The sequence below is a fragment of the Sphingobacterium arenae genome (assembly GCF_014692505.1).
In the GTDB taxonomy this organism is placed as follows: Bacteria; Bacteroidota; Bacteroidia; order Sphingobacteriales; family Sphingobacteriaceae; genus Sphingobacterium; species Sphingobacterium arenae.
Map to the genome: position 1 here is coordinate 770,808 of NZ_JACNYK010000001.1, position 18,119 is coordinate 788,926.

The 18,119-nt window shown below is 42.6% G+C and carries 15 protein-coding genes; 4 read left to right on the forward strand and 11 right to left on the reverse strand.

Annotated elements, in window-relative coordinates; translation table 11 throughout:
- The first annotated feature begins 18 nt into the window (after positions 1–18).
- From H8B17_RS03105 to H8B17_RS03120, 4 genes are read left to right on the forward strand one after another with little or no spacing between them, the layout of a single operon-like run.
- Complete coding sequence (locus H8B17_RS03105; RefSeq protein ID WP_190307690.1) at positions 19–3,063, forward strand: SusC/RagA family TonB-linked outer membrane protein; 3,045 nt, start codon at positions 19–21, stop codon at positions 3,061–3,063.
- A 42-nt stretch (positions 3,064–3,105) separates the two neighbouring features.
- Complete coding sequence (locus H8B17_RS03110; RefSeq protein WP_190307691.1) at positions 3,106–3,540, forward strand: hypothetical protein; 435 nt, start codon at positions 3,106–3,108, stop codon at positions 3,538–3,540.
- A 10-nt stretch (positions 3,541–3,550) separates the two neighbouring features.
- Entirely contained in the window at positions 3,551–4,702 is a 1,152-nt protein-coding gene (locus tag H8B17_RS03115; RefSeq protein WP_190307692.1) for a prolipoprotein diacylglyceryl transferase, read from the forward strand.
- A gap of 11 nt (positions 4,703–4,713) precedes the next feature.
- On the forward strand, positions 4,714–6,183 hold the full coding sequence (locus H8B17_RS03120; protein WP_190307693.1) for a S41 family peptidase: 1,470 nt from the start codon (positions 4,714–4,716) through the stop codon (positions 6,181–6,183).
- A gap of 28 nt (positions 6,184–6,211) precedes the next feature.
- On the opposite strand, the gene ilvA is transcribed toward H8B17_RS03120, so the two are convergent.
- From ilvA to ilvB, 11 genes are all read right to left on the reverse strand, one after another.
- A complete protein-coding gene (gene ilvA, locus H8B17_RS03125; protein WP_190307694.1) occupies positions 6,212–7,450 on the reverse strand; it encodes a threonine ammonia-lyase IlvA in 1,239 nt (412 codons plus the stop codon).
- Positions 7,451–7,455: 5 nt separating this feature from the next.
- A complete protein-coding gene (locus tag H8B17_RS03130; RefSeq protein WP_190307695.1) occupies positions 7,456–7,821 on the reverse strand; it encodes a YraN family protein in 366 nt (121 codons plus the stop codon).
- 2 nt (positions 7,822–7,823) lie between these two features.
- The gene (locus H8B17_RS03135; protein ID WP_190307696.1) at positions 7,824–8,978 is read right to left on the reverse strand and encodes a 2-isopropylmalate synthase; all 1,155 of its coding nucleotides are present in this window, start codon (positions 8,976–8,978) and stop codon (positions 7,824–7,826) included.
- 74 nt (positions 8,979–9,052) lie between these two features.
- Complete coding sequence (gene leuB / locus H8B17_RS03140) at positions 9,053–10,126, reverse strand: 3-isopropylmalate dehydrogenase (protein ID WP_190307697.1); 1,074 nt, start codon at positions 10,124–10,126, stop codon at positions 9,053–9,055.
- Between the two features lie 14 nt (positions 10,127–10,140).
- On the reverse strand, positions 10,141–11,637 hold the full coding sequence (locus H8B17_RS03145) for an ATP-binding cassette domain-containing protein (RefSeq protein WP_223816328.1): 1,497 nt from the start codon (positions 11,635–11,637) through the stop codon (positions 10,141–10,143).
- The gene (gene leuD, locus H8B17_RS03150) at positions 11,603–12,205 is read right to left on the reverse strand and encodes a 3-isopropylmalate dehydratase small subunit (RefSeq protein ID WP_190307698.1); all 603 of its coding nucleotides are present in this window, start codon (positions 12,203–12,205) and stop codon (positions 11,603–11,605) included. Before leuD ends, H8B17_RS03145 begins: the two co-directional genes overlap by 35 nt.
- Positions 12,206–12,242: 37 nt before the next feature.
- Positions 12,243–13,670: a 3-isopropylmalate dehydratase large subunit gene (gene leuC / locus H8B17_RS03155; RefSeq protein ID WP_190307699.1), complete on the reverse strand. Its 1,428-nt coding sequence runs from the start codon at positions 13,668–13,670 to the stop codon at positions 12,243–12,245.
- Positions 13,671–13,757: 87 nt separating this feature from the next.
- Positions 13,758–15,239, reverse strand: a complete 1,482-nt coding sequence (gene ilvC / locus H8B17_RS03160) for a ketol-acid reductoisomerase (protein WP_190307700.1) — start codon at positions 15,237–15,239, stop codon at positions 13,758–13,760.
- Positions 15,240–15,276: 37 nt separating this feature from the next.
- Positions 15,277–15,744: a DinB family protein gene (locus H8B17_RS03165; protein ID WP_190307701.1), complete on the reverse strand. Its 468-nt coding sequence runs from the start codon at positions 15,742–15,744 to the stop codon at positions 15,277–15,279.
- Between the two features lie 13 nt (positions 15,745–15,757).
- Complete coding sequence (gene ilvN / locus H8B17_RS03170; protein WP_190307702.1) at positions 15,758–16,348, reverse strand: acetolactate synthase small subunit; 591 nt, start codon at positions 16,346–16,348, stop codon at positions 15,758–15,760.
- Positions 16,349–16,360: 12 nt separating this feature from the next.
- Positions 16,361–18,103 carry a biosynthetic-type acetolactate synthase large subunit gene (gene ilvB / locus H8B17_RS03175; RefSeq protein ID WP_190307703.1) on the reverse strand — a complete coding sequence of 581 codons (1,743 nt, stop codon included), beginning with the start codon at positions 18,101–18,103 and terminating at the stop codon, positions 16,361–16,363.
- Positions 18,104–18,119: the final 16 nt, after the last annotated feature.

Below are 18,119 nucleotides of genomic sequence, written 5' to 3' on the forward strand. Positions count from 1 at the left end.
ATCTTATAAGCTATTGTGATGAAAAGAGCATTATATAACTTCATAATAATGGTTTTTGTGCCATTTTTAACCTTTGCACAATCGACCGTTACGGGGGTTGTGAAAAACAGTGCCGGACCTTTGTCCGGCGTAACCATCTCGGAGAAGGGGGGTAACGCTGTACAAACGGATCGGAACGGACGATTCAGTTTGTCGTTAAGCCGAAATAAAGAATTGATATTTACAAGTGTGGGGTATGTCTCGCAGGAAAGAACGGTGAAGGGCGGGGAGGAGTTAGAAATTATTCTCCAATCCAGTAGTCAGGATATTAATGAGGTCGTTGTTATTGGATTTGGTACGACCAAAAAATTGACCAATACGGGAGCCGTCAGTTCCATAAAAGGAGCCGAGATTCGCAATGTACCTACTTCCAGTGTGCAGAATGCGCTTACCGGTAGACTGCCTGGTTTTGTTTCCGTCCAACGTTCTGGTCAGCCAGGACGGGATGCTTCCGACTTTTATATCCGGGGTGTGAGTTCGCTGAACTCGGAGGGCAATCAACCCTTGATTATCGTGGACGATATTGAATATACGTACGAACAATTGTCCCAGATCAATGTGAATGAGATCGAAAGCATATCCATCCTGAAAGATGCATCCACTACAGCTGTATTTGGTATCAAAGGCGCAAATGGGGTGCTTGTGGTAAAAACACGTCGGGGAGAGTCTGGGACACCTCGGATTAATTTCCGCGCAGAATCGGGGATGCAGAGTCCGGTAACAAGACTAAATTTTTTAAATGCCTATGAAAGTGCATTGCTGTGGAATGAAGCCATCATGAATACAGATGGAGATAATACCAACCAACCTTTTAGTGCCGAGTCACTGGAGCGGTTTCGCTTAGGAGATGATCCTTATGGTCATCCAGATATCAACTGGTATGAACGTATTTTTAAACCGGTAAGCTTTCAATATAATACCAATGTGGATATTTCGGGAGGTAGTGAGAGCATTCGATATTTTATTTCAGGGGGTGCATTTTCGCAGGATGGTAACTTGTATACCTTTTCCAATGAAGGGGATCAGATCAATAATAATTACTATTATAGACGATATAACCTTCGATCCAATCTGGATGTACAGGCTACTAAAAGCTTAAAATTACGGTTGGATTTCAGGACAAATTTTGGTAATATCAATTCGCCTAGGGCAGGTAATATCGTTGGTGAGGTGTTTGATTTCAATAAAATACGGCCGTGGTCGGCTCCTTTCCTGAATCCGAACGGTTCATATACGTATGCTAACGATACACAGGATCTATTACCCACTGTTAACGCACGCTTAGCCACTGCCGGATATAATCTGGATAGACGGAATGATATTAATATCTTATTTGGCGGTACGCAGGAATTGGATGTGGTGACGAAAGGCTTGTCTTTCTCGACACGCATAGCCTACGCCAGCGTGGAGTCTAACGTACGGGAGCAGGCTAGGGACGAGATACCTGTGTATCGGTATTACCCATACACCGATAGTTATCTTCTGAAAGGAGGTTCGCCGTATGTTTTAGGTAATTATACGTTGCGTGCTTACCAAGGCGATTACAATAACCGCATGAATTTTCAGGCCAATTTTAATTACGATAGAACTTTTGGTATGCATCACGTTAATTCTCTTTTATTATACAACAGGGAATCTTATAAAACCAAAGGTGATAAGAGTACGAACTGGATTCCGCAGAATTTCCAGGGTTTTACTTGGCGTACGGGCTATAATTACAGCGAGAAATATTTGGTGGATCTGACTTTGGCCTATAATGGTTCGGATCGCTTCCAATCGGATAAACGTTATGGTCTTTTCCCTGCTGTTTCTGTAGGATATAACCTGTCTCAGGAAAAGTTCTTTCAGGAGGCATTCCATTTTGTTGACCTGTTTAAGCTTCGAGCCTCTTATGGTGTTGTTGGCTCAGACAAGGTGGCGGGAGATCGATACCTGTTTCAACAAGTCTACAACGGAGGAGGGGGATATTCCTTTGGAGAAACGCATCAATCCTCGGGTACGATCTATGAGGGAAATTTAGGGAATCCGCGCGTGACTTGGGAAAAGCAACGCTCGTTCGACGTAGGACTGGAAATGAACCTATTAAAAAACAAATTCTCCTTAGTCGTGGACTATTTCAACAATATTCGTTATGATCAATTGGTAACATCACAATCATTGCCTATCCATATCGGTGTGGGCGTTTCTCCAACGAATATAGCGCGTGTTCGCAACCGCGGTGTGGAATTTGAGTTGAACTATAATAATCACATTGGCGAATTCAATTATACTGTAAAGGGTGTATTGACCTATTTCAAAAATAAAATATTATTCCAGGATGAGCCTATGCCGGCTTATCCCTGGTTACAGCTGACAGGCCACCAGATCAATCAGCCCATTGGTTATCTATTTGATGGATTTTATACAGCAGAGAATATACCGGATAGTCCCAAACCTACCGGAGGGTATATTGTACAACCGGGTGATCTGCGTTACAAGGACCTCAATGACGATGGTATCATTGACGACTACGACAGAACGACGATAGGCCGACCGAATATCCCCAATACCAGTTTTGGTTTAACGCTTGGCGGAAGTTATAAAGGTTTCAGTTTTAGTGCGCTGTTGCAAGGAACGACCGACTATAGCTTTAGCGTGCAGGGAAGTGGTATTGAGCCGTTCCAAAGCCAGTTCCAGCCCATACACCAAGAACGCTGGACGCCTGAAACTGCTTCAACAGCGATGTTTCCCCGCCTGACCACGAACCCGACAACGATCAGTAGTCCTTCCTCCTACATGTCGGATTTTTGGTTAATTGATGCGACTTATCTTCGATTAAAAACAGTCGAGTTGGGTTATCAGTTGCCGGATCGTTGGTTGCCTTTCAAGATCAACAATGCGCGGGCTTATGTTAGTGGGTATAATCTATTTACCTGGACAAACTATTCGTTATATCAGCAAGATCCGGAAGTAACTTCTAATACGGCAGGGGATGCTTATCAAAACCAGCGCGTGATTAATCTGGGGATTCAAATAGGCTTATAAATGTTTTTTTAATATTTTAACATGTTTAATATGAATAATTTAATGAAAATTCTAGTTTTTGCTATCGTGGCAATGGGAGTATTTACTTTAGCTGCAAGAGGTACACATCTAAACAAAAATGATGTCAACAAACTTTCCGTATCAAGCTATAAGATTCGAGTTGTTGTCAACAAGGAACCTGACCCTTCTCCCACCGTTAATCGATATCGTATTGTAGCGTACGCGTATGCAGATAATGATACCACTATAAATGTCCCTATTCCTGGACCTATTACGGTAAATGGTCGGATAACTTGGAATGGAGGTATCAGTTATCATCCCTTAAGTGTGACAATTCCTCATTCAGGCATTTATTCCCAAAATTTTGAATGTGCCAAACCCGATGAGCTCACGGCAAACACTTTGGAATATCTTTCTTTGTCAACCTATAGTTTGGGGGGAATACCTGTTTCTTTTGATGGACTTTATTTTCAATAATTGACAGGATATGTTTCCAACGTTCTCCTCGTTAATCAACTACATCTTTGGTACAGATTTCTCTTGGCCAATCCCAACCTTTGGCTTTTTTGTCACGCTGGCTTTTGTACTTTCCTATCGGGTATTCAAAAGCGAATTTGTACGAAAAGAAAAACGAGGAGAATTTAAAGCCTTCGAAGAGCACGTGCAGTGGGACGCGAAGGCTATTTCTCTTCTTTTTTTAGGGTATGGGTTTTTGGGTTTTTTGGTTGGCTATAAGGGAATTGGTGCGTTATTGAATCTGGAGGCATTTTCCCATAACCCGCTTCGTTTTATTTTTTCGACACAAGGAAATTGGACGGTCGGATTGTTGTTGGCGCTGATCTCTTGTGTGCTCATAGGTCTTTTGTATAGAAAATGGATTTTCTTAAGGAACACGAAGGAAACACGATGGGTAAGACCGGTAGAGTTACTTCCTATGATGTTATTATGGGCGGGAATAACGGGATTTATTGGATCCAAAGTCTTTAATGTTTTTGAGGACGGACAGTTGCATCACGCCCATTCTATTTTTGAAATCTTGGATTTCAGTGGTCTTACTTTTTGGGGTGGATTTATTTTTGGGGCGATCAGCTATCTTTATATTGGCATGCGAAAGGGGATGGGATGGCGACATTTGGCGGATGTAGGATCGCTAGGCATGTTGGTCGCTTATGGTGTTGGTCGGATTGGATGTCATCTTTCTGGCGATGGTGATTGGGGGGTGGTGAACACCGTAGAAAAGCCATTTTCTTTCCTACCGGATTGGATGTGGTCTTTCCGCTTCCCCCACAATGTTATTGGGCAAGGAGAACATATCTCGGGATGTGAAGGCAAATATTGTTATATACTCCCGGATGGCGTATTTCCTACTTCGTTTTATGAAGCCTTCGTTATATTACTTGTTTTTGCTGTTCTTTGGAAAATAAAAGAACGTATCAAAACACCGGGGAGACTATTTGTTATTTACCTGTTTATTACGGGGACAGAACGGTTTCTAATTGAATTTATACGCATAAATTATAAATTTAACGTTTTTGGACTCTATTTATCGGAAGCCCAATTGGTCGGTTTTTTTATGGTATTGCTTGCTTTTCTACTAGGCGGATATCTAAAAAATAACTGTTATCTTAGTCATCGATAAATAGACATTAAATGAACCTATATAAATATTTGTTGTTATGCTGTTTGGGTATTTTGTTTGCTTGTAAGAAGGAGATAAAACCACCTGTAGAACCAAGGCCGGAACCGACCGAAGATGACCATATCAAGGCAGACATCTACGATTATTTTAATAAGTATTCCTTATGGACAGAACAGATTCCGGACCGAGATGAAAAAGAACGACTTGACTTTGCAAAGACGTATTCTTCGAACGGAAATCTCTTGACAGCCTTAAAAAATATGACGCCTTTTTATGCCGGATATAATGGAAGCATTGATCGCTTTTCATTCTTGGATGAATCTGATTCGGAGGGAAATTTAAGTTATGCAGACGGTTTTCGGATGGACACCAATGATGGATATGGCCTTAGTTTTGGATGGGGTGTACTCACTGCGAACGCGACAAAAGCGTACCCTGTTATTTATTTTGTAGAAGGAGGGTCTCCCGCACAAAAGGGCGATGTAAAACGAGGATCGATCGTTTACGCCATTAATGGTGACGAAGATATTACCGTTAGGTATAATGGGAGTAATCTGAATCAAACCGATGTGCGAGACTTTGCGAAAAAACTGGATGCTGCATTGGCAGCAAACTCATTAGATTTAAAAGTGGAAACAGCGGAAGGAGAGGAGAAGGAGTACACGCTGGCATATGGGAATTCCTATGACATTGACCCCGTAATTTTAGATACGGTTTATACGTACTCAGATAAAAAAATTGGTTATCTGGCATATTCATCTTTTGAAGAAGTATGGCCGAAGACGCATCAGAATTATAAAAAGCTAGAGGATGTTTTTGAATCTTTTAAAGAAGCCCATATTAAAGACCTTATCTTGGACTTACGATATAATACGGGAGGCTATGTGAGCACAGCGGAATATCTGGCGAATAAAATGGTTAAGGCAACCGATCACGGAAAATTGATGTTTAAGTATAAAGTGAACGAATATCTCGCAACATCCCTTGCTTATAAGAGTGATTTTCAAGATGTTTATTTTGAGAACAGTAACACCCAATTGGTATTGGAAAATGTTTATATTCTAGCGACGGAGCAGACGGCATCGGCTTCAGAATTGCTTATCAATGTACTTAAACCTTATCTAAATGTCACGATTATTGCGGAAACGAATCGAACGTATGGTAAACCGGTAGGTTTCTTCCCCGAGGAGATAACGGACGACGTGACGTTGTGGGTAACTTCTTTCAAGACGGTGAATGCTGCTGGATATACGGATTATTGGAATGGTATGCAGGTCGACGTTCCAAATATCGATGATTATATTTTTAAAGATTTTGGTGATTCCGAAGAGGATATGACCGCTAAAGCGTTAAGTCTTGCAGGCGTATCGACGTCTGGTATGCGGGCCTCTTCCAGAAAAAGCGCCACGGCAAATCGAGGTGTAAAAGTAGGAATTATCAATAAACCACATGAACGCAATATGCTAAAGAAGAAGCTTTAAAATTAACCCCGCTTGCAGCGGGATTAATTTATACCAAATACTCAAATAACGTCTGATCCTTATTCACCTCAATGAAATCGAATTTGTAGGACTTCATTCTTTCAATAAAAATGGTATAATCCTTCGGGTCGTTTAGTTCGATACCAATCAATGCCGGACCTCTTTCGCGTTCTGTCTTCTTAATATATTCAAATCGGGTAATATCATCCTTTGGCCCAAGTACTTCTGTTACGAGTAAACGTAAAGCGCCAGGACGCTGCGGGAAACGAACGATAAAGTAATGTTTAAAACCCTCGTATAGCAAGGACATTTCCTTAATTTCACTCATGCGGTCAATATCGTTGTTACCTCCGGAGACGATGCAAACGACCTTTTTGCCTTTTATTTCTTCTTTATGAAAATCCAAAGCAGCGATAGACAATGCGCCGGCGGGTTCCGCCACAATAGCGTCCTTATTATAGAGTTGTAAAATAGTGGTGCAGATTTTACCCTCAGGTATCGGCTTCACACTATCGAGCAGCTTGCTGCTAATCTCATAGGTTAAAGCACCTATTTTTTTTACCGCAGCGCCGTCCACAAATTTATTGATGTGTTCCAGTTCTATCGGGCCATTATTTCGCATGGCAGCAATCATGGAAGGTGCGCCTTCAGGCTCCACACCATATAGTTTCACGTGCGGCGCATGTTTTTTCATGTGATAGCTCAGCCCAGAAGATAGCCCACCGCCCCCTATAGGAATAATAACAGCGTCTACATCTGGAAGGTCTTCCAATATCTCCACGGCCACCGTACCTTGTCCTTCGATAATTTTTTCGTCATCGAAAGGAGGAATGAACGTCATATTGTGTTCTTTCGTGTATTCCAATGCTGCTTTCTGACAGTCGTCGAACGTATCTCCGGTTAATACAATTTCAATATTACCGTTGCCCCACATTTCCGTTTGTGTAATTTTTTGACGTGGAGTTGGGCCGGGCATGAAAATAACACCTTTAATATCCAATTTTTTACAGGACAGAGCGACGCCTTGCGCATGATTGCCTGCACTGGCACAGGTAACGCCCCGACGTTTTTCGTCCTCCGATAGGCTAACAATTTTGTTGTATGCGCCACGCAGTTTATACGAACGAACCACTTGTAGATCTTCCCGTTTTAAGTATACATCCGCATCGTATTTTTCGGAAAGGTGGATGTTGTATTGCAAAGGTGTGCGGTTCACAACGCCTTTTATGCGTTCTGCCGCTTGCAATGAATCTATGTTTAAGGTCATATTGTTTAAGAATAACTGCCCCAAAAAGCGTCTTTAACGAGTGAAATATCTTTTTTGCCGTTACGGCTATAAATGGAAACAATATCAAATCTGATATCGCCCTGATGGTTGATTCGTTTTAAAAAAACGCCGGCTGCTTTAATAAGGTTTTTCTGCTTTTTAAAATCGACAAACTGAAAAGGCTGGCCAAACTGTGTGGAGCTGCGCGTTTTTACTTCTACAAAAGCGAGTATATCCCCCTCTTTAGCAATGATATCTATTTCCCACCACTTGTATCGCCAATTTATTTGTAGAATTTGGTAGCCTTGGGTACGTAGAAACTCTTGTGCTTCCCCTTCGCCCTGCTTTCCAAATTCTAAATGTTTGGCCATGATTATTTTAACAACGTATGTAGATCCTCGTCGTCGATGTCTTTTTTTGCATCTGCCATGACGAGAAACTTTTCATAGATTACCGATAGGTTATCTTTGTCTAGCTGGTAACCCAGGCGTTCCAAATGGTGTTTTAATGCATGACGACCAGAACGAGCAGTCAAGATAATATCGGCCTCCAATAAGCCCACATCTTCCGGACGAATAATCTCGTAATTTTCACGATGTTTGAGGAATCCATCTTGATGGATACCAGAGCTGTGCGCAAAGGCATTTTTGCCCACAATAGCTTTGTTTGGTTGCACAGGCATACGCATCATAGAACTCACTTTACGAGAGATGTGCGTAAACATTTTGCTGTTGATGGTAGATGTTAAGCCTGGGAAGTGCTTGGCGTGTACTTGCATAATCATCGCAACTTCTTCTAGTGAAGTATTACCGGCACGTTCACCGATACCATTGATGGTGCATTCGACTTGACGTGCTCCGTTTTGAACGGCCGCAATGGAATTGGCTGTCGCTAACCCTAAATCATTGTGGCAATGTGCAGAGATGATAGCGTCATCGATGTTCTTCACGTTTTCCTTCAAATACTTGATTTTTGCACCGTATTGGTCTGGTAAGCAATAGCCATTGGTATCGGGAATGTTGACAACGGTCGCTCCTGCGGCAATAACCGCCTCTACCATTTTTGCTAAATAAACTAAATCTGCCCGACCGGCATCTTCTGCATAAAATTCGACATCTTCTACATACGATTTGGCATGTTTTACGGCGGCAACTGCACGTTCCAGAATTTCCTCACGTGTGGAATTGAATTTATATTGTATATGCATATCCGACGAGCCGATTCCCGTATGGATACGTGGACGTTTAGCATATTGCAATGCATCGGCAGCGACATCAATATCATTTTTGTTCGCCCGTGTGAGCGCGCAGATAATCACGTTGTCTACGGCTTTCGATAATTCGACAACCGACTGAAAATCGCCCGGGCTCGATACCGGGAACCCCGCTTCGATGATGTCTACGCCCAAAAGTTCTAAATCTTTTGCGATATCTACCTTTTCCGGAGTCGTTAATTGACAGCCAGGAACCTGTTCACCATCGCGTAGGGTCGTATCGAAAATATATAAATGATTAGGATCGTGTAGCATAGTCTTATAATTATCTAAAGATGATCGCCAATTGGCGCATCGGTTAAAAACCTAAAATTAAAAAATATTTTTCCTTATCTCAAACATTCCAATACTTTGGCTCCCATCTCGTTTGTGCCCAGTATACGCGTAGTAGGTGTCTCTGCACTGGCGATATCACCCGTTCTCCAACCTGCTTTCAGCGTGTCTGCGACGGCTTGGGTTACGGCTTTGGCTTCTTCCTGTAAGCCGAATGCAATATCAAGCATCAAGGCGGCTGATAAAATAGATGCTAGAGGGTTGGCTTTATTTTGTCCGGCAATATCATGTGCGGAGCCGTGAATAGGCTCGAAAAATCCCGTCCCGTCACCAATAGAGGCAGAAGCCAACATACCCATAGAACCGGCAATTTGAGAGGCCTCGTCGGTCAGGATATCTCCAAACAGATTGGCTGTTAGTACGACATCAAATTTTTTAGGATTCTTCACCAATTGCATGGCCGCATTGTCAATAAACATGTGCTCTGTTTCTACGTCCGGATATTCACGTGCTATTTCCTGCACAACATCTCGCCATAAGCGGGACGTTTCCAATACGTTTGCTTTGTCAACAGAGCAGAGCTTTTTGCTTCGCGTGCGGGCGGCTTCGTAAGCTTTACGTGCTATACGTTCTACTTCATAACGGTGGTAATTCATTAAATCTGAAGCAAAGCTATTGTCTTCACTGCGTATTTTTTCACCGAAATATACATCTCCGGTTAACTCCCGAAAGAACAAAATATCTGTTCCGCGTAAGATTTCGGGCTTTAGACTGGAAGCTTCCAACAACTCATCAAATAACAATATGGGACGAAGGTTGGCGTACAAGCCTAATTCTTTTCTTATTTTTAATAGCCCTTGTTCGGGTCTTACTTTTGCAGAGGGGTCGTTGTCATACTTCGCATGGCCTATCGCACCAAATAGAATAGCATCTGACGTTTTGGCTTTCGCTAAGGTTTCATCAGGCAGTGGATTACCGGTCTCTTCGATAGCCGTATGTCCCATTATGGCCTCGTCGAAGTTAAACGTGTGATCGTATTTCTTTGCTATTGTTTCTAATGCTTGTTTTCCCCAAGTCGTTACTTCTTGTCCAATACCATCTCCGGGGATAATTAAAATATTTTTGTTCATTTGTATATAATTATTTATATCGTTATTTCCTCTACTACTTCACCGTTCTCCAAAATAAGTTGATGTTCGATGCAAGAGGGCAATTGTGATTCGTAATGACCGACGTAAATCAACGTATTGCCATGTGTACACAGTTCGTCTACCACACTATTGAAATGTGTCGTTTGCGCCACATCCAGTCCTTGACACGGCTCGTCCAGTATCAGCAGTGGTGGATTTTTGATGATGGTTCTTGCCAAAAGAGCCAAACGCTGTTTCCCTAGCGGGAGTGTATGAAGCAATTGGTCTTTATGAGGAAGTAAATCGAAGAAATCCAATAATTGCTCTATGCGTTTTTTTTCTTCGTGTTTTACATCGATAAACCAACCGATGCTATCATAAAAACCCGATGCCACCGTATGCCATACGGTCGCATTTCGATCAAAATACCAGTGCATCTCCGGCGAGATAATACCTACTTTTTCCTTAATGTCCCAAATACTTTCCCCCGAGCCACGTTTGGTTCCAAACAACCAAATGTTGGAAGAGTAGGCTTGGGGATGATCTCCATTTAATAGGCTCAACAAAGTGGATTTACCAGAACCATTTGGTCCTTGTAATAACCATTTTTCACCTGCTTTTACCCTCCAGTTTATATTTTTTAATACGACTTTATCTCCGTAGCGAACAGATACATTTTTCAGCTCAACCATGGTTTGGCTCGTGCTTTCCGGCTCCTTTTGTAAGAAATAGGGGAGCGGTTTCTTTTCGCGGACAGCATCTTTTGAAAAATCCGTTGCCTGTTCTACCACGTTGAGCTGACCGTTTTCGATTTCTGCAAAACGATTGATACAAGTGGGGAGCTGTGGAGCGTTTGTGATCAAGATCAGTGTTGTCCCTCTGTGCGCAACCTCGTCAAAAATAGATAGCAGGTTCGTTCTAGATCGTTTGTCGAGCCCGGTAAACGGTTCGTCAATGATTAAAAGCTGTGGGTTAAGCCAAAGAGCTTGTACCAGTTGCAGTTTTTTATGTTCGCCACTAGATAGTTCGATGAGTTGTGTATCTCTACAGTTTTCGAAACCCAATGCGTATAAAATAGGTTCGACATCCGAATATTGAAGGTCGTTTTTCTGACCAAAATGGATGAGCTCCGCATAGACCGTGAGGGTGTCGTTTTTTTGGAACTTATTATAACGTTGTTGGTAATAAAAGTTGCGGTCTCCCTCCAGATTCGTAAACTGATACCAGTTAGAAACATAGTAACTACGTGGCGGACATGGATTATGTTCGTTAAAATGAAAGGTGATCTTTCCTGTCGTTTTCTCTTCTCCTACAATCGCTTTGGCTAACGATGTTTTCCCTGTTCCGCTTTTCCCGCCGATAACCCAATTTTCGCCGGGATATATATGCCAATTGAAATCGGACAATACCGCCTGACCAGCGTAGTGGAGATTCAAATGAGCAATATGGACGATAGGGTTATTGTGCATCATCATATTAACGATAAAATGAAAAGGGTCTTGTCCTTTCAAATTCTTCGATTTCTGCTGTATGGCTCAAGATGTAGTCGATATCATCGTAACCATTAATTAAACAAGATTTTTTATACGGGTTGATTTCAAATATAAAACTGTCCCCCGTTGCATTGATCGTTACGGTTTGCGCCTCTAAATTAACGGTTAGTTCCGCATCTGGATTGGCAAAAGTGGTGTTAAATATTTTCTCTAAAAATTCATCTGGAACGGTAATGGGCAAGACCGCGTTGTTTAGCGCATTGCCTTTGAAAATATCGGCAAAGAATGAACTGATGACAACGTCAAAACCATAATCTTGGATGGCCCATGCCGCATGTTCGCGAGAAGAGCCACAACCGAAATTTTTACCAGCTACCAATATTTTTCCGCTGTATGTCGGATTGTTCATCACGAAGTCCGCTTTTGGTTGTCCGTCACTATCATAACGCCAGTCGCGGAATAAATTATCGCCAAACCCCTCTCTTGTGGTCGCTTTCAAAAAGCGTGCAGGGATAATCTGGTCGGTGTCGACATTCTCGATTGGTAACGGCACGACCGAGGATGTTAATTTTTCAAATTTTTTCATCAGAATAATTTTTTAATGGCCATGAAGCTTGCAGAAATTATGCATTGTCTTTCACAACATCATATTCTGCCAATAACTCCCTAACGTCTACAATCTTTCCGCTCACAGCAGCAGCAGCAGCGGTTAGCGGGCTAGCCAGCATCGTACGTGCATTCGGACCCTGGCGGCCTTCAAAATTTCTGTTAGACGTCGAAACGCAATATTTTCCAGCTGGAATTTTATCTTCGTTCATACCTAAACAAGCCGAACAGCCTGGTTCGCGAAGCATAAAACCTGCTTCCTCAAATATTTTGTCTATACCTTCTTCTTTCGCTTGTGCTTCTACTTGTTTAGAGCCGGGAACAATCCAAACCTCAACATGAGCTGCTTTTTTCTTTCCTTGTACAAAAGAAGCAACAGCCCGTAAATCCTCGATACGGGAGTTCGTACAAGAACCGATGAAAACATAGTCTACAGGATGGCCTAATAATGTTTCATTATCTTGGAAGCCCATGTAATCCAAAGCTTTTCTATAGGATGGACGTTCGGATTCGGGTTGATCGACAGTTGCCGGAATCACCTCGGAGATACCAATTCCCATTCCTGGATTAGTTCCGTATGTAATCATGGGCTGAATGTCGGCTGCATCAAATTCCAATACCGCATCGAATTGTGCGTCTTCGTCGGAATATAATGTTTCCCAATAAGCAAGAGCCTTGTCCCAGTCTTCCCCTTTAGGTGCAAATTCACGACCATGAACATAGTCAAATGTGGTTTGATCGGGTGCAATAAGTCCGCCACGTGCACCCATTTCGATACTCATATTGCAGACAGTCATCCGGCCTTCCATACTTAACGAACGAATGGCTGAACCTGCAAATTCGACGAAATATCCTGTGCCGCCAGCAGCTGTTGTTTTAGAAATAATATACAACACGATATCTTTTGCACCAACGCCTTTTGCTAGCTCACCGTTGACCTCGATTTTCATCGTTTTTGGTTTTTGCTGCAATAGACATTGGGTAGCAAATACCTGTTCTACTTGCGAGGTGCCAATTCCAAACGCAATGGCGCCGAAAGCACCGTGTGTAGACGTGTGGCTGTCCCCACAGACCATCGTTTTTCCCGGTTGGGTGATGCCCAGCTCTGGTCCGATAACGTGCACGATGCCTTGGTAGGGGTGCCCCAAGCCATATAGTTCAATGCCAAACTCTTTACAGTTTTTGGTCAACATATCCACTTGGTACCGCGAAAGTTCTTCCTGGATAGGAAGATGTTGATTGAGCGTAGGTACGTTATGGTCGGCTGTGGCTACCGTTTGATTCGGACGAAAAACAGGTATTCCTCGTTTTCGCAACCCGTCGAACGCTTGAGGCGATGTGACCTCATGAATCAAATGTGTATCTATATACAAAATATCTGGGAAGCCCTCTTGGCGCTTGACAACGTGCGCATCCCAAATCTTCTCTACTAATGTTTTTCCCATTTCTCTCTTTTTTGTGATAGAGTTACAAAGTTACAAGATAGTCCTCTATTCCCTTGTAACTTTGTAACCCTTTGTCACTTATAATGCTTAAACAGTTTTGATCGCTTTCATCGCTGTCATCGCTTGGCGTAATTTGACGCCTACGATTTCCACAGGATGGTTGCGTAAGATTTCGTTAACTTGCACAAGCTGAATGTTATCTACGGAACCGTCTTTTCCTTCGTTGAAGTTTTTACCAACGATATCGGTATCTACTTTTTTCATGAAATCAGCCAATAGCGGTTTACACGCCTGATCGAATAAATAACAGCCATATTCAGCCGTGTCGGAAATGACGCGATTCATTTCGAATAATTTTTTGCGGGCAATCGTGTTTGCAATCAAAGGTGTTTCATGCAGGGATTCGTAATAAGCGGATTCCGCTTTTATACCTGCTTCCACCATAGTTTCAAAGGCTAATTCTACACCTGCTCTAACGAAAGCAACCATTAATAGATAATTATCAAAGTATTCCTGTTCGTTGATTTTAACATCACCGGCAGGTGTTTTTTCAAAAGCGGTTTCACCTGTTTCGGCTCTCCACTTTAATAAATTAGCATCTCCATTTGCCCAGTCTTCCATCATCGTTTTGCTAAACTCACCTGACATGATATCGTCTTGGTGTTTTTGGAATAGCGAGCGCATAATGTCTTTCAATTCCTCGGATATCTCAAAAGCTTTGATTTTCGCAGGGTTGGACAAACGATCCATCATACCACTTACACCACCGTGTTTCAAGGCTTCTGTGATGACTTCTACGCCGTATTGTACTAATTTTGACGCGTAGCCGGGATCAATACCTTTTTCTACCATTTTATCAAAAGATAGAATCGAGCCGGTTTGCAACAAACCACAAAGTATCGTTTGCTCACCCATCAAGTCAGACTTAACTTCGGCGACGAATGAAGACTTTAATACACCTGCACGGTGTCCACCTGTGCCCACACAATAGGCTTTTGCATATGGCCATCCCTTACCTTCAGGGTCATTCTCCGGGTGTACTGCAATTAAAGTGGGGACACCGAAACCTCTTAAATACTCCGCGCGGACTTCAGATCCTGGACACTTAGGTGCTACCATGATAACCGTAATATCTTTACGTATCTGCATACCTTCTTCTACAATGTTAAAGCCATGTGAGTAGGATAGGGCGGCTCCTTGTTTCATTAACGGTTGAACAGCATTGATAACCGACGTATGTTGTTTATCAGGTGTCAGGTTGATGACCAAGTCTGCCGACGGAATCAATTCTTCGTAGGTTCCTACGTTGAAGTTATTGTCCGTCGCATTTTTCCAAGAATCTCTTTTTTGTTCAATAGCTTCCTTACGTAACGCATAAGAAATGTCTAACCCGCTATCTCTAAGGTTTAAGCCTTGGTTCAAACCTTGCGCACCACATCCTACGATTACGATTTTTTTACCTTTTAAAGCATTAACGCCATCCGAGAATTCGTTTGAATCCATAAATTCAGCGTGTTTCAATTGATTTAATTGCTCTCTAAGAGGTAATGTGTTAAAATAATTTGCCATTGTTTTTGTTGTTATAATACGTTTGTTTTTGATTGATTTACTTTTTAATTGCTCTTCGTTGCGCAATGGCATAACCTAAATGCAAGTTATCGTGCCCTGAAGTGGTGACCAATACATCCGCGAAGTTGTGCAATGTAGCACCATAAGTTGCTGTATCGTACGGTTCGATATGCTGAAATATACCATTTTTATAGTCTTCCTCGATTTTTCCTATCGTAGAAAGTGCTAGTTCTTTCAGGGCTGTTACCTCTTCTGCAGACACAACATATGTCGGTCTCGAGCCTTTCTTATAAGCATCTAAATACCTAACGGATGATGTATCCGAAGTAATGCCCGTCCGCACATAGCAAAGGGTTTGTGTACTCACGACGATATGCCCGAAATTCCAGATGATGTTGTTGTTGAATCCTGCGGGAATCTGGTTCATTTCATCTAAAGAAAGTTCGTCCAATAACTGGATAAAGGCTTTCCTTGTATCTTTGATAAATTTGAAAGTTTCTGTCATTTTCGTTCCATTTCTACATCGTAAATACGCGCTCTTGCTGATTGAGGTATTCATTTTCTACAATTTCCGGTGCAGGTTCTTCGCGTTCGAACTGTTTTATTTTTTTATGAAAGCCAGCACTGTCCTTAATGATGGCAATACGGGCGCCACGTACGAATTCGATGAGTCCGTATTCACCTAGAGCGGCCGTCAAACGGTCGATTTCTTCCCGATGGCCTGCTGTTTCAAATACCGTATAATCATGTCGGATAACGACAGCAGACGCGCCGTACTCCCGAAGTAATCGTTCCACGGACGCCTTTTCAGCGATGATCTCGGTTGGAACTTTGTAAAGAGCTTGCTCTTGCCAGATTAATTCTTCGTCTGTATTGTAGTAGGCCTTTAAAACTTCGACCTGCTTTTCGATCTGCCGACACAGTTTGCGGACCACATCTTCGCTCTCATTAATTAAAATCGTGAATCGGTGAATGCCTTCTACCTCCGACGGTGAGGTATTCAAGCTTTCTACATTGATTTTTCTTCTGGAAAAGATACCCGAGATGCGTCCTATCATACCGATAGAATTCTCTGTGTACAACGTGATCGTATATTCTTGTTTTTCCATTTTTTTAATTTTTTACTTTAAGCGTATTTCCGATACAGATGCACCTTGTGGAACCATGGGGAAAACGTTGTTTTCCTTGCCGACCATGATCTCTAATAAGTAAGACCCATCATGATCGAGCATCGTCTTCAATGCCGCGTGTAGATCTTTGCGTTCGGAGATTTTGTTGCCGTCAATATGGTAGCCTTTTGCAACGGCTACAAAATCTGGGCTCGTTATATTCACAAAGGAATAGCGTCTATCGTTAAATAACTGCTGCCATTGGCGTACCATACCTAAAAACTCATTGTTGAGGATGAGAATTTTGACTTTTGCACCAAATTGCATAATCGTTCCCAATTCCTGGATAGTCATCTGGATTCCACCATCACCAATGATGGCAATCACGTCGCGCTCGGGGGCTCCGTACCATGCACCGATCGCCGCAGGTAACCCAAATCCCATTGTACCTAATCCTCCCGAAGTTACATTTGACTTCGATTTGTTGAATTTTGCATAACGACAAGCAACCATTTGATGCTGCCCTACGTCCGTGACAATCACGGCATCACCGCCGGTTAATTCATTTAAAACCTTGATCACTTCGCCCATCGTCATGATATCCGACGTGGGATTCAACTCATCTTGGATTACTTCCTCGACTTCTCTTTTCTCTAATTCACGGAATTCGGCCAACCAGGCACTATGATCATGCTGTTCGATGAGTTGCGTTAACAAAGGAAGCGTTTCCTTACAGTCGCCCCATACCGGCACGGTTGCCGCAACATTCTTATCGATTTCGGCCGGATCAATGTCCAAATGGATAACTTTTGCCTGCTTGGCATATTTATCTAATCGGCCTGTTACACGATCATCAAAGCGCATCCCAACGGCGATCAAGACATCACATTCATTGGTCATCACATTGGGCGCATAATTTCCGTGCATACCGAGCATGCCGACATGCAAAGGATGACCAGTCTCTAACGCACTCAACCCCATAACGGTCGTTGCGGCTGGAAACCCTCCCTTTTCGATGAAGTTTTTAAAATCTTGTTCTGCTTGACCCAAGATGACACCCTGTCCGAACAAAACAAAAGGTTTTTTAGCATTGTTTATGATCTCGGCCGCCTTTTCAACATATTCTTTTCGTACAATCGGTTTTGGTCTGTAGCTACGCACATGATCACATTTTTCATAACCTTTGTAATCAAACAATTGTATTTGCGCGTTTTTCGTAATATCAATTAAAACGGGACCCGGGCGTCCGGTTTTCGCAATATAGAATGCTTTTGCCAAAACACTTGGAATTTCCGTAGCGTCAGTAACTTGATAATTCCATTTTGTGACAGGTGTCGTGATATTGATGACATCTGTTTCTTGAAAGGCATCCGTCCCCAATAAAGAAGCAAACACCTGCCCTGTAACACATACGATAGGATTGCTATCGATCATGGCATCCGCTAGTCCGGTCACTAAATTGGTTGCTCCCGGGCCACTCGTGGCGAACGCGACGCCGACACGTCCCGATGTACGGGCATAACCCTGCGCTGCATGGACGCCACCCTGTTCATGACGGACCAAGATATGATTAAGCTTGTCGTTATAATCGTATAACGCATCGTAAATAGGCATAATTGCCCCACCTGGATAACCAAATATGGTATCTACCCCTTCCTGAATCAAAGCTTCCAGTACAGCTTGAGATCCACTTAATTGGGTTTTGTGGGCTGTTGGCTCTTGTGGCTTTGATAGCGTTTTTTCCAGTGTACTCATTTTAATCGTATTGAGG